The organism is Xanthomonas bonasiae (assembly GCF_017163705.1).
GTDB classification, from domain to species: Bacteria; Pseudomonadota; Gammaproteobacteria; order Xanthomonadales; family Xanthomonadaceae; genus Xanthomonas_A; species Xanthomonas_A bonasiae.
In genome coordinates this window covers 97133-118209 of sequence record NZ_JAFIWB010000005.1, presented here as the reverse complement: position 1 = coordinate 118209, position 21077 = coordinate 97133, and the positions used below count along the sequence as shown (strand labels likewise).

The following is a 21077-nucleotide window of genomic DNA, read 5'->3' as shown; positions in this document are numbered from 1 at the left end:
CCTGGCTGCAGGTCAGGCGGCCTTTTCGCCGTGGAACTGCTCTTCTTCCGTCGAGCCCTTCAGTGCGGTGGTGGAAGACTGGCCCTGCTGGATCGCCTGGGTCACCGCATCGAAGTAGCCGGTGCCGACCTCGCGCTGGTGCTTGACCGCGGTGAAGCCGCGATCGGCGGCGGCGAACTCGGCTTCCTGCAACTCGACGAAGGCGCTCATCTGCCGGCGCGCATAGCCGTGCGCCAGATTGAACATCGAGTAGTTCAGCGCATGGAAGCCGGCCAGGGTGATGAACTGGAACTTGTAGCCGTAGCGGGCGATCTCCTGCTGGAACGTGGCGATGGTCGCGTCGTCCAGGTTCTTCTTCCAGTTGAAGCTTGGCGAGCAGTTGTAGGCCAGCAGCTTGCCCGGGAACTTGGCGTGGATCGCCTCGGCGAACCGGCGCGCGAATTCCAGGTCCGGCTTGCCGGTCTCGCACCAGATCAGGTCGGCATACGGGGCGTAGGCCAGGCCGCGGCTGATCGCCTGGTCCAGGCCCTTGTTGGTCTTGAAAAAGCCTTCGACGGTGCGCTCGCCGGTGGTGAACGGGCGGTCGTTGGGGTCGATGTCGCTGGTCACCAGGTCGGCGGCCTCGGCGTCGGTGCGCGCGACCAACAGCGTCGGCACGCCCAGCACGTCGGCGGCCAGGCGCGCGGCGTTGAGCTTCTCGATCGCCTCGCGGGTCGGCACCAGCACCTTGCCGCCCATGTGCCCGCACTTCTTCACCGAAGCCAGCTGGTCCTCGAAGTGCACGCCGGCCGCGCCGGCCTCGATCATCGCCTTCATCAATTCGAAGGCGTTGAGCACGCCGCCGAAACCGGCCTCGGCATCGGCCACGATCGGCTGCAGGAAGTCGATCTCGTCCTTGCCCTCGGCGTGGTGCAGCTGGTCGGCGCGCAGCAGCGTGTTGTTGATGCGCTTGACCACCGCCGGCACCGAATCGGCCGGGTACAGCGACTGGTCCGGGTACATCTGCCCGGCCAGGTTGGCATCGGCGGCGACCTGCCAGCCGGAAAGGTAGATCGCATTGAGCCCGGCCTTGACCTGCTGCATCGCCTGGTTGCCGGTCAGCGCGCCCAACGCGTTGACGAAGTCCTTTTCGTGCAGGTACTTCCACAGCTTCTCGGCACCGAGCCGGGCCAGCGAATGCTCCACATGCACGGTGCCGCGCAGGCGCACCACGTCGGCGGCGGTGTAGTTGCGGGCGATCCCGGCCCAGCGCGGATCGGTGTCCCAGGCGTGCTGGATCTGTTCGGCGGTCTGCAACGTGGTGCTCATCTTGCGTTCTCCTCGGAATGGATACGGCGATGAAACGGTGGAGCGGTGTTTCGGACGAAAAGCATGGAAGGCACGGAAGAGGTCAGGCGCAGGAATGTCGCTTTCACGATTCCCCATTCCCGATTCCCCACTCCCGGCTCCAATCACTCGATCATCTGGTAAGCCGGCAAGGTCAGGAATTCGGCCAAGTCCTCGCTGCGGGTCAGCGTGTCCAGCAGCGCGATGGCATCGTCCAGGCGGTTGCCGCCGGGCAGCAGCGCGCGTTCGCCCAGGCGCGCCGGCAGCTGGCGCATGCAGGCGTCGAACAGCGCGAAGTCGATCGCGGTGCCGTCGTCCAGGTGCAGGCCGCCCACGTGCAGCCACTGCCATAGCTGGCTGCGGCTGATCTCGGCGGTGGCCGCGTCTTCCATCAGGTGGTGGATCGGTACGCAGCCGTTGCCGTCCAGCCACGCCGCCAGGTAGCGCACGCACACTTCGATGTTGCCCTCGAAGCCGGCGCGGGTGATCGTGCCGGTGGACGGCGCGATCAGCGTGTCGCGGTCGGCCTGCACGTCCTCGCGGCGCACGTCGTGCTGGTTCGGCGTGCGCATGTGCTCGTCGAAGATGGCGCGGGCGATCGGGATCAGCGCCGGATGCGCGACCCAGGTGCCGTCGTGACCGGCAGTGACTTCGCGCAGCTTGTCCGCGCGCACCCGTGCCATCGCCTGCTCGTTGGCCGCCTCGTCGTGGCCGATCGGGATCTGCGCGGCCATGCCGCCCATCGCATGCGCGCCGCGGCGGTGGCAGGTGCGGATCAGCAGTTCCGAATACGCCTTCAGGAACGGCTGGGTCATGGTCACCTGGCCGCGCTCGGGCAGCACCCGGTCGGGGTGGCGGCGGAAGGTCTTCAGGTAGGAAAAGATGTAGTCCCAGCGGCCGCAGTTCAGGCCGACGATGCGCTCGCGCAGCGCATGCAGGATCTCGTCCATCTCGAACACCGCCGGCAGCGTCTCGATCAGCACGGTGACCTTGATCTGCCCCTGCGGCAGGCCCAGCATCGCCTCGATGTGCGACAGCGCGGCTTCCCACAGCGCGGCCTCTTCCATCGACTGCAGCTTGGGCAGGTACAGGTAGGGGCCGCGGTCCTTGGCCAGCAGCGCGCGGCCGTTGTGGAAGGCGAACAGCGCCGCGTCGAACAGGCCGCCGGCCAGCGGCTGGCCGTCGACCAGCACATGCTTTTCGTCCAAGTGCCAGCCGCGCGGGCGCACGATCAGCACCGCCTGCTCGTCGTAGGGCTTGAGCGCGTAGCGCTTGCCCGCGCTGCCGTCGCGCGCCGGCGGCGCGCTGAAGGTCAGCGTGCCGGCCACCGCCTCGGCCAGCGCACGCTGCCCGGCGACCAGATTGCGCCAGGTCGGCGCGGTCGAGTCCTCGAAGTCGGCCATGTACACCTTGGCGCCGGAGTTCAGCGCGTTGATGACCATCTTCGGATCGGTCGGGCCGGTGATCTCGACGCGGCGGTCCTGCAGCGCGGCCGGCAGCGGTGCCACGCGCCAGTCGCCATCGCGGATCGCCTGGGTGTCGGCGCGGAAGTCCGGCAGGCCGCCGCCGTCGAACCAGGCCTGGCGTTCGCGGCGTGCCGCCAGCCGCGCCTGCCGCTCGGGTTCGATCGCCCGGTGCAGCGACACCAGCAAGGCCAGTGCCGCCGGCGGCAGCAGGGCGTCCTGGCCGGCCAGCGAGGCGGTCAGGGTGATGCCGGGGGTGGAGCGTTCGGCGGACGGGGATGAAGCGGCGAAGGCGGCGGCGGACATGGTGGGGTTCCTCGATGTTTCCGGGCTGTCACCGTGCTTCCGCAGCATGTATTTGACAATACAGTTTTATCAATGCATTAAATAAGTACACCTTATAGTTGTCACATCATGCCCACGCGCGGCACCGCAACCCCGCGTTTTCCCTACAAATCCGACCGGCTGAAGCCGCTGCGCGCGTTCTGCCAGACCGTGCGCCTGGGTTCGGTCTCACGGGCAGCTGAGGCGCTGTTCGTCAGCCAGCCGGCGGTGACCCTGCAGTTGCAGGCGCTGGAGCGCGAACTGGGCGTGGTGCTGCTGGAGCGCAGCGGACGGCGCCTGATCCCCAGCCGCGAGGGCCAGCTGCTGTACGAAATGGCGCAGCCGCTGGTGGAAAGCCTGGACCGGCTGGAGGCCGATTTCCGCGAGAAGGCGCGCGGGCTGGACGCCGGCGAACTGAACATCGCCGCCAACAGCTCCACCATCCTGTACCTGCTGCCGAAGATCGTGGAGAACTTCCGCGCGCGCCACCCGGACGTGCGCCTGACCCTGCACAACGCGATCAGCGCCGACGGCACCGAGCTGCTGCGCGAGGACGCGGTGGATCTGGCGGTGGGTTCGATGCTCGACGTGCCGGCCGACCTCAGCTACGCGCCGGTGTACCGCTTCGAACAACTGCTGATCGCCCCACGCGACCACCCGCTGGCGAACACGCCCAAGCTCACCCTGCACGACCTGTCGCCGTATCCGCTGATCCTGCCGCCCAAGCGCCAGGTGACCTACCGCCTGGTCGACCTGGTGTTCCAGCAGGCGCGGGTGCCGTACACGGTGGCGCTGGAAGTGGGCGGCTGGGAGGTGATCAAGCAGTACGTGGCGATGGGCATGGGCATTTCCATCGTCAGCTCGATCTGCGTCACCGAGGCCGACCGCGGCAAGCTGGCCACGCGCTCGCTGGGCGACTATTTCCCGTCGCGCAGCTACGGCGTGGTGGTGCGCAAGGGCAAGTACCTGTCGCCGCAGGCGCGCGCCTTCATCGAACTGATCCAGCCGGACCTGTTCACCCCGCGCGGCTACGACGAGAGCGGGCCGTCGGAGCGCTGAGGCGCGTCTTCGCCGCGCATCCGGCAGTGCATCGTCTCGGGCCGTCGCAAGCGTGCGCGCCGCGGCTGGCCTCATCGAGGAATCGGGACAGGATTGCCGGTCGTGGTCGCAAGCCGCCATCGGCAGCGGCTGACGCGCGCGCCGCCGTCGTCATAGACTAGCCGCACACGGCGACCCCCGTCTGCACGACAAGCGCGCAGGCCGGCAGTCGCGGGGAACAGGGCCGGCGAACGCGCACACCGCGGCCGTGCTGGCGTGCATGCCGAGGCGATCCAACGGAAGGACTGGCGATGAATCCAACCACGCTGTTGCTGGTGCAGTTGGCGGCGATCCTCGGCGCCGCGCGCCTGTGCGGCATGCTGCTGCAGCGCGTCGGCCAGCCGCCGGTGATCGGCGAAATGGCCGCCGGACTGCTGCTGGGGCCGATCGCGTTCGGCGCATGGCTGCCGGATCTGCACGGCGCGTTGTTCGCACCCGCCAGCCTGCCGCCGCTGTCCGGCCTGGCCAACATCGGCGTAGTGCTGTTCATGTTCATCGTCGGCGTGGAGTTGCGCGCGCCGGAAGGCACCAAGGCGCAGGTGCGCTCGTCGGTGACGGTCGGGCTGTCCGGCATCGCGCTGCCGTTGCTGCTCGGCCTGGCCGCGGCGCCATGGCTGTATCCGCGCTTCGCGCCGCACGGCATCGGCTTCTGGCCGTTCGCGCTGTTCATCGCCGCGGCGATGTCGGTCACCGCGTTTCCGGTGCTGGCGCGGATCCTCAAGGACCGCAACATGACGCGCACGCACGCCGGCCGCCTGGCGCTGGGTGCGGCGGTGATCGACGATGCGACCGTCTGGATCTTCCTGGCGGTGGTGCTGACCCTGACCGGCGGCAACGCGCACGGCGGCGTCGGCTTCACCGCGGTCGGCGCGCTGGTGCTGATCGCCGTGGTGTTCGGCGCACTGCGCCCCGCGTTCGCGCGCTTGCTGAAGCCCCGCGCGCGCGACGGCCGCTATGCGCCGACCGCCCTGGTCTGGGTGCTGATCGGCGTGCTGGCCTGCGCCGCCGCGGCCGAGTGGATCGGCCTGCACGCCATCTTCGGCGCGTTCCTGTTCGGCATCTGCCTGCCGCGCGAGGACCGCCTGCTGGAACACCTGGCCGGGCGCATCGAACCGCTGGCGATCACCTTGCTGATGCCGGTGCTGTTCGCGGTCGCCGGCCAGGCCACCAGCCCCAGCGTCTTCGCCGGCACGGGTATCGCCGGCTTCGTGCTGGTGATCGGCGTAGCGGTGCTCGGCAAGCTGGTCGGCTGCACGCTGGGCGCGCGCCTGAGCGGCCACGACTGGCGCGACAGCCTGACCGTGGGCTCGCTGATGAACGCACGCGGGCTGATGGAACTGGTGGTGATCAAGATCGGCCTGGACAGCGGCGTGATCGGCCCGGACCTGTTCACCCTGCTGTTCGGGATGACCTTGGTGACCACTTTCATGGCCTCGCCGATGGTGGCCTGGTTCCATCGCGAACGGCGTGCCGCCGGCGCCGCCGGACTGGGCGCGAGCCGGTCCGGTCGCTGAGCGCTGGGCCGTGCCGAGCGAACGGCTGCACCGCGGCGCCCGCATCGTCCGACATGCAGTCGCGGCGCTCGGCGCACATGCCTTGTGCGGTTGGCGCAGGCATGCCGGACCAGGCGACCGCGCACCCCGCCGTCGCCCGCCGCGCACGCCCGCCTGCCGATGAGCGCCTTGCCCACATCCTCCCGCTACGCCGAACGCGATGCGCCGCCGGCCTTGCGCGATCGCCTGTGCTGCAGCTGGCGCTTTCGCCAGGGCGATGCCGATCCGCTGCCGACGCAGGTACTGCCGGATGGCTGCGTGGACCTGATCTGGGACGGACGCGTCCTGTTCGTGGCCGGGCCGGACCGCGGCGCCAGCGTCGCGACGCTGGCGCCGGGCAGCGTGCTGAGCGGGGTGCGCCTGGCTGCCGGCGCGGGCGCGAGCCTGCTCGGCGTGCCGCTGCATGCCATCGCCGACCAACGCGTCGCACTGGAGGCGTTGTGGGACGGCCGCGGCCGCGACTGGCAGGCACGGCTCGAAGACAGCACCGAACCGCTGGCGGTGCTGCATGCGCTATGCGCCAGCCGTCCACTCGTGGCGGACCAGCCGATGGCCTGGGTGTTCGCGCAACTGGCCGGCGACGATGCGCCGCGCATGGCCGAACTCACGCGCAGCCTGGGCATCAGCGAACGCTCGCTGCGGCGCCGCTGCCAGGACGCGTTCGGTTACGGCGCCAAGACCCTGGAACGCATCCTGCGCCTGCAGCGCTTCCTGCGCATCGCCCGCGGCCATGCCACGCTGACCGCGGCGGCGCTGCAGGCCGGCTACGGCGACGCCCCGCACCTGGTCCGCGACAGCCGCCAGCTGACCGGCCTCAGCCCGCGCGACCTGGTGCAGCGGCACGCGCGCTGAGCTGGCCGTTTTCGCCAAGCCGGCAGCGGCGCGGCGATGGATACTGGCGGCCCTTTCCACGGAGCCCGCCATGAGCCGCGCCGACCAGCAGCACCGCATCGACTATCTGGAATTCGCCGTCGCCTCGATCGCCGCGGCCAAAGCCTTCTACGGCCAGGCCTTCGACTGGACTTTCCAGGACTACGGTCCGGACTACTGCGAATTCCGCGACGGCCGCCTCACCGGCGGCTTCTTCCACGGCACCGCGCAACCCGGCGGCGCGCTGGTGGTGCTGTACTCCAACGACCTGGCCGATACCCAGGCGCGCATCGAGGCCGCCGGCGGCCGCATCGTCCGCCCGCTGTTCGAATTTCCTGGCGGCCGCCGCTTCCATTTCGCAGATCAGGACGGCTACGAGTTGGCGGTGTGGTCGGAAGGCTGACGGCTGGGCAAGACTGCGGCGCAGAGGCCGCTGCGCGTTTGCGGCTCTGCTGCCGCTAGCCAACCGCTTACTGGCGCAACGGCACGCCGCACGCGCACCACACTCACTCGCGGGCGTAGTGCCGCAAGAACATGTCCGCCGCCGACTCCGCCACCTGCGCCTGCTGCGCGGCGCTCAATGCCGGCTGGCCCATGGCGATCTGCGGCCAGAACGCGAAGCCCTTGACCAGGCCTTGCAGCTGCTGCGAGGCGAATTCCGGATCCAGCGGCTGCAGGCGGCCGTCGGCCAGGGCCGCGCGGATCCAGACCGTGGTGCCCTCTTCCTTGCTGCCCAGTTGCGCGATCAGCTCGCGGGCGCGCTCGGGCGAGTGGATGCCCTGGGCGATGGCCACGCGCGACAGGTCGACGAAGGCCGGGTCGTCGAGCAGCCGCAGCTTCTGCTGCAGCAGTTGCAGCAGTTGCTCGCGCAACGGCCGGTCGGCGCGATACGGCACGTCGAGCGTGTCCGCGCTGCGCTGCCATAGCCCGCGCAGGATCTCGGCGAACAAGGCGTCCTTGCTCGGGAAGTGGTTGTAGACGGTGCGCTTGGACACGCCGGCGCTGGCGGCGACGCGGTCCATGCTGGTGGCGTCGAAGCCCTGGCTGCGGAACTCGGCGATCGCCGCCTCCAGGATGGCCTGGCGCTTGCGCTCGGTCAGGCGCACCGGGGCCGGCGCGGGGGCGGAGGAACTGGGCATGTGGACATTTTACACCGGGCGGTTTACTTTTCTCCAAAGGAAACTACACTGTGTAGTGTAATTTTCTTGCTGGCACCCGTCCCGGGGCCGCCCGTCCCCCACCCCGTTGGAATGCCACCGTGCTCGCCTCCGCCCGCCAGATGCCCCGCAGTTCGTCGCCCCACGCGGCTTCGCCGCAGTTCCGCCATGGGCGTTTCCGCAATACGGTTCCCACCGCGACCAGCGCATTGGGGTTTTTCCCGACGCTGCGGCTGATGTGGGAGTTCCTGTTCAACAAACCGGCGCACACCGTGCCGTCGCTGCCGCTGCCGGTGCTGCCGCTGACCCGCGCGCAGTTGCTGGCCGCGCCGGACCACAGCCTGTTCCGGCTCGGCCACTCCACGGTGCTGATGAAGCTGCGCGGCGGCTTCTGGCTGACCGACCCGGTGTTCTCCGAGCGCGCCTCGCCGTTCTCCTTCGCCGGCCCCAAGCGCTTCCATGCGCCGCCGATCGCGCTGGACGATCTGCCGCCGATCGCCGGGGTGATCCTGTCGCACAACCACTACGACCATCTGGACCGCGCCACCATCGCCCGCCTGGCCGACCGCGTCGGCGTGTTCGTGACACCGCTGGGCGTGGGCGACCTGCTGCTGCGCTGGGGCGTGGACCCGGCCAAGGTGCGGCAGCTGGACTGGTGGCAATCGACCACGGTGGACGGGGTGACGCTGACCGCGACGCCGTCGCAGCACTTCTCCGGCCGCGGACTGTTCGACAGCGGCCGCTCACTGTGGTGCTCGTGGGCGATCCAGGACCACGCGCTGAAGATCTTCTTCAGCGGCGACAGCGGCTACTTCGACGGCTTCAAGGCGATCGGCCAGCGGCTCGGTCCGTTCGACCTGACCTTGATGGAAACCGGCGCCTACGACCCGCAGTGGCCGCACGTGCACATGCAGCCGGAGCAGAGCCTGCAGGCGCACCTGGACGTGCGCGGGCGCACGCTGCTGCCGATCCACAACGGCACCTTCGACCTGGCCCTGCATGCCTGGCACGAACCGTTCGAGCGCATCGTCGCGTTGGCCGTCGCGGCCGGCGTGCCGCTGGCGACGCCGCGCATGGGCGAGCGGGTGGACCTGAGCGCGCCGGCCGCCGGCGACCGCTGGTGGCGCACGCTGGGCGCGGTTCCTGCGGCGGCGCGCTGAGGCGCTGAAGCAGCAACGTTGCAATGCCGGCGCGGTCCGCAACCTGCGCCGGCATCCCCTTCGGAGACCGCGCGCCGGTCGCATGACGCGACCGACACGCAGGCATGGCGCTTACAAGCGCAACCACTCCAGGCCTTCGCCGCGGCGGTAGTACACCGCCAGCGCCTTGCCGTAGACGCTGTCGGCGTCGACGAAACCGAAGTAGCGGCCGTCCAGGCTGTCGCCGCGATGGTCGCCGACCGCCAGCAGCTTGCCGGGCGGCACGCGCACGTCGTACAGGTCCGGGCCGCCGCCGGCATCCAGGTCCAGCTGCGCGATGCGCTCGCCAAACCGTTCCTTGTCGCCATCGCTGCCGATCTGCAGCGGCTGGCCGTTGATCGACAGGTGGCCGTCGCGCAGGTCCACGCGATCGCCGGCCACCGCCACCACGCGCTTGATCAGGCGGGTACCGTCGCGCGGCGAATCGAACACCGCCACGTCGCCGCGCTGCGGATGGCCGCGCTCGAGCACACGCCATTCGGTGAACGGCACGCGCAGGCCGTAGGCGCTCATGTCCACGGCGACGCGGTCGCCGGGTTGCAGGGTCGGCTGCATCGAGCCGCTCGGGACCACGTAATGGTTGGCGAACGAGGAACGCGCGGCGGTCAGCAACAGCAGCATGACCGCGATCGGCAGCAGTTCCTTGCGCGTCCAGCGCGCGGCGCGGTGCAGGCGGGAGTCTTGCGGGTCGGTCGAGGTCATGCGACACCTGTGGGATTCGGGCGGGAGCGCATCGCGGCGCGATGCCATGGCGACAGTGCGCGCGTGGCCGCGTGGCCTGCCAGTGACGGAAGGCATGGGTGGCGGTTCCGGCGCCGCGAGTCGGGCGCGGAGGGGTTCTGTCGGGGCTGAAGCCCCTCCTGCAGTGCACCCAGCAGGCAATCGCATGCTCTCCCTGTAAGAGCGGCTCCGGGGGCCTCGGACCATCGGTCGCGGCACGGCGCCGGTGGGCGGCCGGCTTGGGAAACCATGACGCTCGAAACGCGCTTGCTCGCGGCTGCGGATGAGGTCGGGGCTGAAGCCCCTCCTACAGGGTCGCCGCCACCGTTGCGCATCCGCCGCAACGAAAAACGGGATGGCCGTTGGGCCATCCCGTTCTCGATCACCGCCAGCGGCGAGACGCGACTCAGTCCTTCAGGCCGCGGTTTTCCAGCAGCGGTTCGACGCTGGGATCCTTGCCGCGGAAATCGCGGTACAGGGTGGCTAGGTCGACGGTGTTGCCGCGCGAGAGGATCTTGGCGCGGAAGATGTCGCCGTTCTTGCGCGACAGGCCGCCGTTCTCCTTGAACCATTCGAACGCGTCGTCGTCGAGCACTTCCGACCAGAAGTAGGCGTAGTAGCCGGCCGAGTAGCCGCCGCCCCAGATGTGGTCGAAATAGGTGGTGCGGTAGCGCGGCGGCACTTCGGCCACGTCCACCTTGAACTTCTTCAGCGCGTCGGCTTCGAACTTGTCCACGTCCTGCAGCGGCGCGTCGGCCGGCTGGGTGTGCCAGGCCAGGTCGAGCAGCGCCGCCGACAGGTACTCGGTGGTCGCATAGCCCTGGTTGAAGGTGCGCGCCTTCTTGATCTTCTCCACCAGCTCGGCCGGCATCGCTTCGCCGGTCTGGTAATGCTTGGCGTAGTGCGCGAACACCTTCGGATCCGAGGCCCAGTGCTCGTTGAACTGCGACGGGAACTCGACGAAGTCGCGCGAGGTCGCGGTGCCGGCGATCGACGGGTACTTCACCTTGGAGAACATGCCGTGCAGCGCGTGGCCGAACTCGTGGAACATGGTGGTGACGTCGTCGAAGCTGAGCAGCGCCGGCTGGCCGGGCGCGGGCTTGGTGAAGTTGCAGACGTTGTACACCACCGGCTTGGCGCCGGTGAGGCCGTCCTGCTCGACGAACACGTCCATCCACGCGCCGCCGGACTTGCTGTCGCGCTTGTAGTAGTCGGTGTAGAACAGCGCCATCGAGGTGCCGTCCTGGTCGAACACTTCGTACACCTTCATGTCCGGGTTGTAGGTCGGAATGTCGGTGCGTTCCTTGAAGGTGATGCCGTACAGCTCGGTGGCGGCGTAGAACACGCCGTTCTTGAGCACGTTGTCCAGCTCGAAGTACGGCTTGATCTGCGACTCGTCCAGGTCGTACTTGGCCTTGCGCACCTGCTCGGCGTAGAAGTCCCAGTCGGACGCGGCGAGCTTGAAGCCGCCCTTCTGCGCATCGATCACCTTCTGCATCTCGGCGATCTCGCTGCGCGCCTTGGCGGTGGCCGCCGGCACGGTGTCGGTGAGCAGCTTCAGCGCCGCGGCCGGGGTCTTGGCCATCTGGTCGCCCAGGCTGTAGGCGGCGTAGCTGTCGAAGCCGAGCAGCTTGGCCTTCTGCGCGCGCAGTTGGGCCAGGCGCTGGATGGTCTGGCGGGTGTCGTTGGCGTCGCCCTTCTCGGCGCGCGACTGCGAGGCGGCCATCACCTGGGTGCGCAGCTCGCGGTCCTTCAGCGAGGCCAGCACCGGCTGCTGGGTGGTGTTCTGCAGCGCGAGCAAATACTTGCCGTCGAGCTTGCGCGCCGCGGCGTCCTGCGCGGCCGAGGCGATGTCGCCCTCGGACAGGCCGTCGAGCTTGGCCTTGTCGTCCACCACCACCGCGCCGGCGGCGGTGGCCGCGACCAGCTTGGTGTGGAACTGGGTGGCCAGCGTGGTTTCCTCGACGTTGAGCTTGCGCAGCGTCGCCTTGTCGGCATCGGACAGCTGCGCGCCGGACCGCACGAATTCCTCGTAGTCGCGCTCGACCAGGCGCTTCTGCTCCGGCTCCAGGTTCAGCGTGTCGCGCTGGTCGTAGATCGCCTTGATCCGCGCGAACAGCTTCGGGTCCAGGCTGATCTCGTCCTGGTGCTCGGCCAGCTTCGGCGCCACCGCTTCCTGGATCTTCTGGCGTTCGTCGTTGGTGTCGGCCTGGACCAGGCCGAAGAAGATCCGCTGGACCCGGCTCAGGGTCTGGCCGCTGCGCTCCATCGCCTCGATGGTGTTGGCGAAGGTGGCCGGCTCGGCGTTGTCGGCGATCTTGCGGATCTCGGCCAGGTGCTGCTTCATGCCCTCTTCGAACGCGGGCAGGTAGTCGGCGTCCTTGATCTTGTCGAACGGCGGCGCCTGGAACGGCAGCGTGCTGGCGCTCAACAGCGGATTGGCGGCGGCGGGAGCGGGGGACTGCGAGGCGGCGGGGGCGGCGGGCACGGGGGTGGACTCCTTACCGGAACAGGCTGCCAGCGCCAGGCTGATGGCGGCGGCCAGAACGACAGTACGCGACATGGGGTGGAACTCCTGACAGGGACATGGTGGCGGGGCAGCCGCGCACGCTACGCGGTTTGCGCGGGGCGGGCATGTGCCATTGGATCTGGGGGTGGCGGGCGCGGCGTGGACATGGCGCCGAACGCCCTGGCGGCCTGGGCAGGCGCTTTGCGGACAGCGCCTGTCGCGGCTGAAGCCGCTCCTACAGTGCGCAGCCGGTCTTGTAGGAGCGGCTTCAGCCGCGACAGGGACGTGCTCAAGCCAGTTACAGCGCCCCAGGCAGCGGCAGCGCCTCGTCCTTGAAGATGGCCACGTGCGGCACGCCGTCGGCGCCGATCCAGCCGCGGTACATGCCCTCGGTGTTGAACGGGAAGGCGACGCTGCCGTCGGCGCCCAGCGCGATCGCGCCGCCGTCGCCGCCGGCCTTGGGGATCTGCTGGTCGATCACCGCCTCGGCCGCCTGCGCCAGGCTCTGCCCGGCGTACTTGACCCGCGCGCAGATGTCGTAGGCCGCCACCGCGCGGATGTAGAACTCGCCCCAGCCGGTGCCGGACACCGCGCAGCGGCTGTCGGCATAGGTGCCGGCGCCGATGATCGGCGAGTCGCCGACGCGGCCGTAGCGCTTGTTGGTCATGCCGCCGGTGGAGGTGCCCGCGGCCAGCCGGCCCTGCGTGTCCAGCGCCAGCGCGCCGACCGTGCCGAAGTGCTTGGCGGTCTCCAGGTCGGCGTGCGCCTGCTTGTTCGCCTCTTCCTTCAGCGCCTGCTGCAGCTGCTTCCAGCGCTTCTCGGTGCGGAAGTAGGACGGATCGACCAGGGTCACCCCGTGCTGGCGCGCGAACGCCTCGGCGCCGTCGCCGACCAGCATCACGTGCTCGGACTGGTCCATCACCGCGCGCGCCAGCTGGATCGGGTTCCTCACCCGGTGCACCCCGGCCACCGCGCCGGCCTTGCCGCTGGCGCCGTCCATGATCGCCGCGTCCAGTTCGTTGCGGCCGTCGTGGGTGAACACCGCGCCCTTGCCGGCGTTGAACTGCGGCGAATCCTCCAGCACCGCGATCGCCGCGGCGACCGCGTCCACCGCCGGCCTGCCCTGCACCAGCAGCGCCTGCCCGGTGCGCAGCGCCGTTTCCATCGCCGCGCGCGCCTGCGCCAGGTCGGCGGCGCTGCTGCTGGCGCGCTCGACCCCGGCGCCGCCGTGGATCACCAGGGTGGTGGCGGGAATCTCGCGCATTTGCCCGTCGCGCACCGCGTAGTAGCGGTGGAACACCGGCGCATCGACCCGGCCGTCGGGCAGGTGCAGGGTGGAACCGGGGCCGACGCCGACCGTCTCGATGCGTGCCGCCTGCAGCGGCTGTCCGGCCGGCGTGGCCGGCTGCAGCGGGCCGGCGACCACGGTGGCGCCGGCCTGCGGATCGGTGGCATAGACCCGCGCGCTGCCGTCGCCCTCCACCGCCAACGCCGCGCTCTCGTCCACGCCCAGGCCGATCAGCGGCTGCCCGGCCGGGGCCAGCGTCGCCGCCTTGGCGCGGAACGCGAACAGCCGGCCGAGCCGGTCGCGTTCCTTGAAGTGGGTGTCGGTGATGACGCGCTTGAGCAGGTCCAGGTGCAGGAAGTCGGTCTCGATGGTGGTGGCCGGCCCCAGCGGATCGGCCAGCGCCGACGCGCTGGTCAGGCTGCCGCCGTCCATCGCCCCGTACAGGTACTCGCCCAGCATCGCCAGGCCGGCGCTGGTGCCGCCGAGCGGCTTGCCGGCGCGCACGTGCGCGTCCAGCGCGGCGGCCACCGGCGTGCCCTTCCAGTAGCGCACGTAGCGCGACTGGTCGCCGCCGGCGATGAAGATGCCGTCGGCGCGGGCCAGGCTGCGCAGCAGCGCCGGATCGCTGGAGGCGCCGCGGCCGCTGAACACGAAGGTCTCCACCGAGGCCACGCCGCCGACGTCGCGGTAGAACTCCTCGGCCACTTCGTTGCCTTGCGAGGCGCGCAGCACCACCACGTGGCCGTGCCCGGCCTTGGCCATGAACCAGCGCAGCGCGTCGTAGTTGCGGTCGCCGCCGCCCATCAGCAGCAGCCCCGGCGCGACCGGGCCGGGCGTGGGCAGGGCCGGATCGCCGACCAGGTACTGGCGGTAATCGCGAGCGGCGGCGGGCGCGGCCAGGCACAGGCCCAGCAATGCCACCAGCCAGGGCCGGAACGTGCCGACGGAACGGGTCATGCGGATCTCCTCGAGGGGCGGACGGGCGGTTCGTTGCAGACAGGGGACGAACGGCGGCGCGGTTTCCCCCCTCGTCGTTGTACCGGTTCGCGGCGGCGCGCGGGCGCTGCCACACGGGCGGACGATCGGCTAATGTGGGATGCATGCCCGCCTCCCTCGACGATTGGTTCGTCCACGAGATCCTCGTCCACGAGCAGGCGCTGAGCGGCTACCTGCGGCGCTGCTGGCCGCAGCGCGAGGAATGGCACGACCTGCGCCAGGAGATCTACGTGCGCGTCTACGAGGCCGCCGGCAAGGCGCGGCCGAGCCTGCCCAAGTCGTTCCTGTTCGCCACCGCGCGGCACCTGATGAGCGACCGGCGGCGGCGCAGCCGGGTGGTGTCGATCGAGGCAGTGGGTGATTTGGAGTCGCTGCACGTCCTGGTAGACGAGCTGTCGCCGGAACGCTGGTGCGGCGGGCGGCAGGTACTGGGACGGCTGGCGGCCGCCTTCGACCGCCTGCCCGACCGCTGCCGCAGCGTGATCTGGCTGCGGCGGGTCGAGGAACTGTCGCAAAAGGAGGTGGCCGTGCGTCTGGGCATCAGCGAGAAGACCGTGGAAAAGCACGTGGCCAAGGGCATGCGCCTGCTGGCCGATCATTTTCATGGCGACGACGGCGCGCGCGCGCCCGCGGCGCCGCGGCAGGCACGGGCACAGGATGGACAGCAGGCGGATTGAGCTGCGCGCCGCGGCCTGGCTGGCGCGCTGCGACCGCGGCGATTGGACGCCGCAGCAGCAGGCGCGGCTGGAAACGTGGCTGGCCGCGGCCACGGCGCACCGGGTGGCGTTCCTGCGCCTGCGCGCGGCGTGGCAGGAGAGCGGGCGGCTGCAGGCGCTGGGCGCGGGCCAGCGCGACGGCCACATTCCGCCACGCGGCAGCTGGCGGGGATTGGCGGGTGGAGACGCCTTGGCGAACGCCACCGAAGCGAGCGACGGCGCCGCGGCAGCGGTCGCACCCGGTACGCCGGCCGACCTCGGTCAGTTGCGCTTCGCGCCGCGCCCACCCGCGCGCGCGCGCCGGCGCTGGCCGCTGGCGCTGGCCGCGACGCTGCTGCTCGGCGCGGTGCTGGGCCTGGCCTGGCGCCAATCCGCGGCGCTGCAGCCGGTCGCCTACGCCAGCGCCACCGGCAGCCTGCGCCCGCTGGCATTGGCCGACGGCTCGCATGCGACGCTGAGCAGCGACAGCCGCATCGACGTGGCGCTGTCGCGCGCGCAGCGGCATATCGACCTGGAGCGCGGCGAGGCGTTCTTCGAGGTGAGCAAGGATCCGGCGCGGCCGTTCGTGGTCGCCAGCGGCGCGCGCCGGGTGATCGCGGTGGGCACGCGCTTCGCGGTGCGCCGCGATGCCGACGCGCTGCGCGTGGTGGTCACCGAGGGCACGGTGCGGCTGGAGTCGGCGGCGAACCCGCAGGCGCCGCCGACCCTGCTGCCGGCCGGCAGCATCGCCCTGGCCGGCCCGCACGGAGTGCTGGTGCGCCGGGTCGCACTGGCCGAGGCCGAACGCGCGCTGGACTGGCGCAACGGCTACCTGACCTTCGACGACACCCCGCTGCAGGCGGCCGTGGCCGAGTTCAACCGCTACAACACGGTCAAGCTGCAGGTGGCCGACGCCAGTGCCGGCGCGCTGCGCGTCGGCGGCAACTTCCGCTGGTCCAATACCGACGCGTTCGTGCGCCTGCTCGAGCAGGGCTTCCCGATCCGCGCCGAGCGCCGCGGCGACCAGGTGCTGTTGCACAGCCGCTGAGCGCGGCTGCGCGCGGCGGTGCGGCGGTGCGGCGCGACGGGGGGATTTGCGTAACTCGTTCGTCATGACTAGCGGGGGCGTGGCCCTGCGCCTGTGTTAGGCGAGAAAACTCGATGCGATATCCGATGCGTGTCCTGCTGCTGAGCATGGCCTGTGCGACCGCCTGCGCGGCGCAGGCGCAAGCGGCCGCCGACGGCCAAGCCGCGGCCAGCCAGGTGAACATTCCCGCCGGCCCGCTGCGCGCGGCGCTGGAGGCGCTGGCGCGGCAATCCGGCGCGCAGCTGATCTACCGCGCCGACCAGCTCGACGGCGCACGCAGCGCCGGCGCGCACGGCCAGCTGGACACCGCGCAGGCGCTGCAACGCGTGCTGCACGGCAGCGGCTTCGTCGCCCAGCGCGATGCCTCCGGCGCCTGGCTGGTACGGCGCCAGGAGCCGGCCCCGGCAGCGCCGCGCGCGCAACCGGTGCGCGCCACGCTGCCCGCCGCCGCGCCCGCCGAACCGGTCGCCGAGCTGCAGACGCTGCAGGTCACCGGCTCGCGCATTCCGCGCGCACAGTTGGAAGGGCCGGCGCCGATCAGCGTGATCAGCGCCGAACAGATCAAGGCCAACGGCTTCACCTCGGTCCCGGACGTGCTGCGCGCGATGACCCAGAACGGCGGCGAGACGCAGAGCCCGCAGTCGGCCAGCGGCGCCGACTTCTCGCCCGGCGCGCAGCAGGTGGACCTGCGCGGGCTCGGCCCCAACCACACCCTGGTGCTGGTCAACGGCCGCCGCATCGCCGACTTCCCGATGCCGTTCAAGGGCCGCAGCAACTTCACCGACATCTCCAACATCCCGCTGGGCATGATCGACCGCATCGAGATCCTGACCGGCAGCGCCTCGGCGATCTACGGCTCGGACGCGATCTCCGGCGTGGTCAACTTCATCCTCAAGAAGCAGGCCGACGGCACCACCCTGGACTACCGCTTCGGCGACACCAGCGGCGGCGGTGGCGACAGTTTCAACCTGAGCATCAGCAGCGGCTTCTCGCGCGGCGCGTTCGATGCGGTGTTCGGCGCCGAAGCGGTGACCCAGAATCCGTTGTGGGCCTACCAGCGCAGCCGCCAGGACAGCACCCTGGACGGCCCCACCGTGCGTTCGCAGGTGCCGCGCCGCACCTTCCTGCGCACCGACTACGACGACAACTATCTGGATCCGGGCGAAGCCACCTGCGAGGCGGTGTCCGGGCTCAACGGCGGCAGCACCGGCTACGCCTCGCGCCCGGGCTACGGCGAGTTCTGCGGCAGCAGCGCGTCGATCGGCTACGGCACCATCGGCAACAAGCGCCGCGGCATCAACGCCTACGCCTCGCTGAGCTACGCCTTCGACGGCGGCACCGAGTGGTTCGCCGACCTGCAGCTCGGCTACCACGAGCTGTCGCTGTTCCGCGACGTGACCCAGTGGGGCTACATGGCCGCGGACGGCAACGAGGAAGGCTATTTCTACAACCAGGCCACCGACCAGATCGAGGCCTGGGGCCGCCAGTTCAGTCCCGAGGAAATGGGCGGGCTCAACGCCGGCACCATCCGCACCCGGCAAAAGACCTTCAGCCTGACCACCGGCTTCAAGGGCAAGCTGGCCAGCGACTGGGACTACGAGGCCAGCCTCAGCCATTCGCAGTACCAGGCCACGATCAGCTGGCCGCAGATCGTCGCCGAGCGTGCCAACGCGTTGTTCCTCGGCGAGCAGTTGGGCGTGGACGAAGACTCCGGCCTGCCGATCTTCAATGCCGACCCGCAGCGCCTGTACACGCCGCTGACCCGCACCGACTACGACAGCATCGCTCAGCGCAGCGTGTACCAACCGCGCTCGCGCACCGACACCGCCGCCTTCACCGTGACCAATCCCAGCCTGTTCGCGCTGCCCGGCGGCGACGCCGGGCTGTCGGCCACCGCCGAGTTCGGCAACCAGGGCTACGACCTGCGTCCGGATCCGCTGGCCACCCAGTACTACTACTACAGCTGGAAGGATTCCGACGGCCACGGCAGCCGCAACCGCTGGGCGCTGGCCAGCGAGCTGCGCCTGCCGGTGCTGTCGACGCTGGCGCTGAGCCTGGCCGGACGCTACGACCAGTACCGCTTCTCCGGCCGCACCCTGGGCAAGTTCACCTACAGCGGCGGGCTGGAATGGCGGCCGCTGGACACGCTGCTGCTGCGCAGCTCCTACGGCACCGCGTTCCGCGCGCCGGACCTGCACTACATCTACGCCGGCGCCGGCAACGACGAAACCTCCGGCGTGGACTATTACCGCTGCGCCAGCGAAGAACCCGGCGTGGCGATCGAGGACTGCAGCTACAACGACGAGGCGATCATCCGCGGCCGCAGCGGCAACCGCAAACTGGACCCGGAAACCAGCACCTCGTGGACCGCCGGCTTCGTCTGGTCGCCGCGACCGGAGCTGGACGTGTCGGTGGACTACTTCGACATCGACATGCGCAACCAGGTGCAGGACCTGCGCGTGGACCAGGTGCTGCGCGACGAATCCGAGTGCCGGCTGGGCAACCTGGATGCGGCCTCGACCACCTGCCAGCAGGCGCTGGCGCGGGTCACCCGCAGCGCCGATGGCGACCTGTACGGGGTCTACGTCAACCCGATCAACATCGCCCGCGAAAGCACCAGCGGCATCGACCTCAGCACCCACTACCGGCTGGACACCGCGATCGGCACCTTCCGCTTCAGCGGCAGCTACACCTGGGTGCGCCGTCACGACATCCAGGTCTACGCCGGCGAAGCGATGGTGGACGAATTCGCGGTCAACAGCGGCTACGACATCCCGCGCAGCAAGGCCAGCGCCAGCGTGTCGTGGGAACGCAAGGCGTGGTCGGCGACGCTGCACGGCGAGCGCCTGGGGCGCCTGCCCAGTTCCGATTCCTACGACCAGGTCTACGACCCGGACAGCGGCGACAGCCCGTGGATCGGCGCCACCTACCGCTACAACGCCTCGGTGCAGTACCGCATCGGCGACCACGCGCAGCTGTCGCTGGCGGTGACCAACCTGTTCGACAAGATGCCGCCGCGCGACCGCACCTACACGTCGTATCCGTACTACGACGTGTCCTGGTTCGACACCGTGGGCCGCAGCCTGTACCTGCAGTACACGCACAAGTTCGGCGGCAGCGCGTTGTAGCGGCGCCGCCGCCGGCACCGCGGCCAGGGCGTTTTTCGATCCTTTGCAGGTCGCGGCGACCTTGTGGGAGCGACTTCAGTCGCGACGGGCCTCACCAGTAGAGCCCGTCGCGACCGAAGTCGCTCCCACAGCACTGCGCCGGCCGCAAGACGCCGGGATGTCGCAACGCTATCGGCAGCAGCGCGGCGACGTCGGCCCGCATGTCGGCGCTGGTGCGGAACAGCGGCCTTGCGAGAGGTTGCAGGTACGCGCCCCTGTAGGAGCGGCTTCAGCCGCGACAGAATGCCACCGGTAACGCCCGGTCGCGGCTGAAGCCGCTCCTACAGGAAGCGCATTCGCATCGAGGTGCCGCCCGGCCTCACAACGTATCGCGATGCTTGCCGCGCCACGGCCGGTACCAGGTGCGGATCGCGGCGATGTCGGCGTGCATGTCGGCGCTGGTGTGGAACAGCGGGCCGAGACCGACGGTGCGGCTGGGGTAGTCGAAGTACACCGGGAAGATCGGGATCTCGGCGCCATGCGCGATCTTCCAGAAACCGACCTTCCACTTCTCCACCCGCTTGCGCGTGCCTTCCGGCGTGATCACGTACCACATGCGCGGCGCTTCCCGGATCAGCGCCACCGCCTGCTCGACCACGCCGCGCGGCGACTTGCGGTCCAGCGGGATGCCGCCGAGCTTGCGCAGCAGCGGCCCCAGCGGCCACCAGAACAGCTGGGTCTTGCCGAGCACGCGCACCTCGAAGCCGACCGCGAACTTGACCGCGAAGCCGAGGAAACCATCCCAGTTGGACGAATGCGGGGCGACGATCATCACCAGCTTCGGCACGTCCGGGAACTCGCCCACCACCCGCCAGCCGGTCAGGCGCAGCGCGGTGCGGCCGAGCCAGCGGCCGAAGCGGCTGGGCTTGACCATCGGCATGTTCGGGGTCGCGGGGGGCAACGAAAAATCGCGTTCGCTCAAAAGTCACTCCCAGCGGCCGGGCGAACGGCCGCGTTTGATCTGGCTGCGCTCGCGCTTGGCATCCAGGCGCCGCAGCTTGGCGCCATGCGAGGGTTTGGTGGCGATGCGCCGTTTCGGCACCGACAGCCCGGCGGCGATGAACTCGGCCAGGCGCTGGCGCGCATCGTCGCGGTTGCGGTCCTGGGTGCGGAAGCGCTGCGCATCGATCACCAGCACGCCCTCGGCGGTGATGCGCCGGTCGCGCCGCGCCAGCAGCCGCGCACGCAGCGGCTCCGGCAGCGACGGCGAGCCGGCCAGATCGAAACGCAGCTCCACCGCGGTGGAGACCTTGTTGACGTTCTGCCCGCCGGCGCCGCTGGCGCGCACGAAGCGCTCGACGATTTCGCTTTCCGGAATCGCCAGGCTGTTCGAGATGTGGATGGCCCCGGTACCCATCCGCGAATTGTAGGGCATCCGCCAGACCGCTTGATTTTCGACGGCCTGCGGCCTGAACGGCCGGGCGCAAGCGGCGTCGGCGACTACGGCGCCGCCTGCCGCCGTCCCAGGGCTGGGTCCCGAGCGACGGCGCATGACCTGGACCCCGGCTGCAGATCGGCGACAAGGCACCGACACCGACCCATGGCCCGCGGGATGAGCACGCCACCGCACGCTCGACACCGACCAGGCCACGCTGCGCGCCTTGCGCCGCCATTTCGACAGCGCC

The 21077-nt window shown here is 70.2% G+C and carries 16 protein-coding genes and 1 pseudogene; 8 read left to right on the top strand and 9 right to left on the bottom strand.

The window, feature by feature from the left end; genetic code table 11:
- Nucleotides 1-12: 12 nt before the first annotated feature.
- Together aceA and aceB are read right to left on the bottom strand one after the other, a co-directional pair.
- Nucleotides 13-1308: an isocitrate lyase gene (gene aceA / locus JR064_RS07465; protein ID WP_206229294.1), complete on the bottom strand. Its 1296-nt coding sequence runs from the start codon at nucleotides 1306-1308 to the stop codon at nucleotides 13-15.
- A gap of 143 nt (nucleotides 1309-1451) precedes the next feature.
- Nucleotides 1452-3095 carry a malate synthase A gene (gene aceB, locus JR064_RS07460; protein ID WP_206229293.1) on the bottom strand — a complete coding sequence of 548 codons (1644 nt, stop codon included), beginning with the start codon at nucleotides 3093-3095 and terminating at the stop codon, nucleotides 1452-1454.
- A 108-nt stretch (nucleotides 3096-3203) separates the two neighbouring features.
- On the opposite strand from aceB, the gene JR064_RS07455 reads away from it, so the two are divergent.
- The 4 genes from JR064_RS07455 (at nucleotide 3204) to JR064_RS07440 (ending at nucleotide 7037) form a co-directional block, all read left to right on the top strand.
- A complete protein-coding gene (locus JR064_RS07455; protein ID WP_206229292.1) occupies nucleotides 3204-4172 on the top strand; it encodes a LysR family transcriptional regulator in 969 nt (322 codons plus the stop codon).
- 290 nt (nucleotides 4173-4462) lie between these two features.
- Entirely contained in the window at nucleotides 4463-5725 is a 1263-nt protein-coding gene (locus tag JR064_RS07450; protein WP_206229291.1) for a cation:proton antiporter, read from the top strand.
- Nucleotides 5726-5884: 159 nt separating this feature from the next.
- Entirely contained in the window at nucleotides 5885-6616 is a 732-nt protein-coding gene (locus tag JR064_RS07445) for a helix-turn-helix domain-containing protein (protein ID WP_206229290.1), read from the top strand.
- A gap of 70 nt (nucleotides 6617-6686) precedes the next feature.
- Entirely contained in the window at nucleotides 6687-7037 is a 351-nt protein-coding gene (locus JR064_RS07440) for a VOC family protein (protein ID WP_179571093.1), read from the top strand.
- 103 nt (nucleotides 7038-7140) lie between these two features.
- Here the strand turns inward: JR064_RS07440 and JR064_RS07435 are convergent, their stop codons facing one another.
- On the bottom strand, nucleotides 7141-7773 hold the full coding sequence (locus JR064_RS07435) for a TetR/AcrR family transcriptional regulator (RefSeq protein ID WP_206229289.1): 633 nt from the start codon (nucleotides 7771-7773) through the stop codon (nucleotides 7141-7143).
- A 140-nt stretch (nucleotides 7774-7913) separates the two neighbouring features.
- Between JR064_RS07435 and JR064_RS07430 the strand changes: the two genes are divergently transcribed.
- The gene (locus JR064_RS07430; RefSeq protein ID WP_206229372.1) at nucleotides 7914-8951 is read left to right on the top strand and encodes an MBL fold metallo-hydrolase; all 1038 of its coding nucleotides are present in this window, start codon (nucleotides 7914-7916) and stop codon (nucleotides 8949-8951) included.
- Between the two features lie 111 nt (nucleotides 8952-9062).
- On the opposite strand, the gene lepB is transcribed toward JR064_RS07430, so the two are convergent.
- The 4 genes and pseudogenes from lepB to JR064_RS23035 form a co-directional block, all read right to left on the bottom strand.
- Nucleotides 9063-9692 carry a signal peptidase I gene (gene lepB, locus JR064_RS07425; RefSeq protein WP_206229288.1) on the bottom strand — a complete coding sequence of 210 codons (630 nt, stop codon included), beginning with the start codon at nucleotides 9690-9692 and terminating at the stop codon, nucleotides 9063-9065.
- A gap of 424 nt (nucleotides 9693-10116) precedes the next feature.
- Nucleotides 10117-12273 carry a peptidyl-dipeptidase Dcp gene (gene dcp, locus JR064_RS07420; RefSeq protein WP_179571096.1) on the bottom strand — a complete coding sequence of 719 codons (2157 nt, stop codon included), beginning with the start codon at nucleotides 12271-12273 and terminating at the stop codon, nucleotides 10117-10119.
- A 244-nt stretch (nucleotides 12274-12517) separates the two neighbouring features.
- Nucleotides 12518-13483: an isoaspartyl peptidase/L-asparaginase family protein gene (locus JR064_RS23040; protein WP_241092921.1), complete on the bottom strand. Its 966-nt coding sequence runs from the start codon at nucleotides 13481-13483 to the stop codon at nucleotides 12518-12520.
- A gap of 216 nt (nucleotides 13484-13699) precedes the next feature.
- Nucleotides 13700-14269: pseudogene (locus JR064_RS23035) on the bottom strand (cyanophycinase); the annotation flags it as partial.
- A 338-nt stretch (nucleotides 14270-14607) separates the two neighbouring features.
- Here JR064_RS23035 and JR064_RS07410 point away from each other — a divergent pair.
- The 3 genes from JR064_RS07410 (at nucleotide 14608) to JR064_RS07400 (ending at nucleotide 19413) form a co-directional block, all read left to right on the top strand.
- Nucleotides 14608-15180 (top strand): RNA polymerase sigma factor, encoded by a 573-nt coding sequence (locus tag JR064_RS07410; RefSeq protein ID WP_206229286.1) that lies wholly within the window; start codon nucleotides 14608-14610, stop codon nucleotides 15178-15180.
- On the top strand, nucleotides 15161-16246 hold the full coding sequence (locus JR064_RS07405) for a FecR family protein (RefSeq protein WP_206229285.1): 1086 nt from the start codon (nucleotides 15161-15163) through the stop codon (nucleotides 16244-16246). The genes JR064_RS07410 and JR064_RS07405 overlap by 20 nt, the downstream gene beginning before the upstream one ends.
- Nucleotides 16247-16371: 125 nt before the next feature.
- Nucleotides 16372-19413, top strand: a complete 3042-nt coding sequence (locus tag JR064_RS07400; RefSeq protein ID WP_241092906.1) for a TonB-dependent receptor — start codon at nucleotides 16372-16374, stop codon at nucleotides 19411-19413.
- A 358-nt stretch (nucleotides 19414-19771) separates the two neighbouring features.
- Here the strand turns inward: JR064_RS07400 and JR064_RS07395 are convergent, their stop codons facing one another.
- Together JR064_RS07395 and arfB are read right to left on the bottom strand one after the other, a co-directional pair.
- Nucleotides 19772-20374 carry a lysophospholipid acyltransferase family protein gene (locus JR064_RS07395; RefSeq protein WP_179571100.1) on the bottom strand — a complete coding sequence of 201 codons (603 nt, stop codon included), beginning with the start codon at nucleotides 20372-20374 and terminating at the stop codon, nucleotides 19772-19774.
- 3 nt (nucleotides 20375-20377) lie between these two features.
- Entirely contained in the window at nucleotides 20378-20809 is a 432-nt protein-coding gene (arfB, locus tag JR064_RS07390; protein WP_179571101.1) for an alternative ribosome rescue aminoacyl-tRNA hydrolase ArfB, read from the bottom strand.
- Nucleotides 20810-21077: the final 268 nt, after the last annotated feature.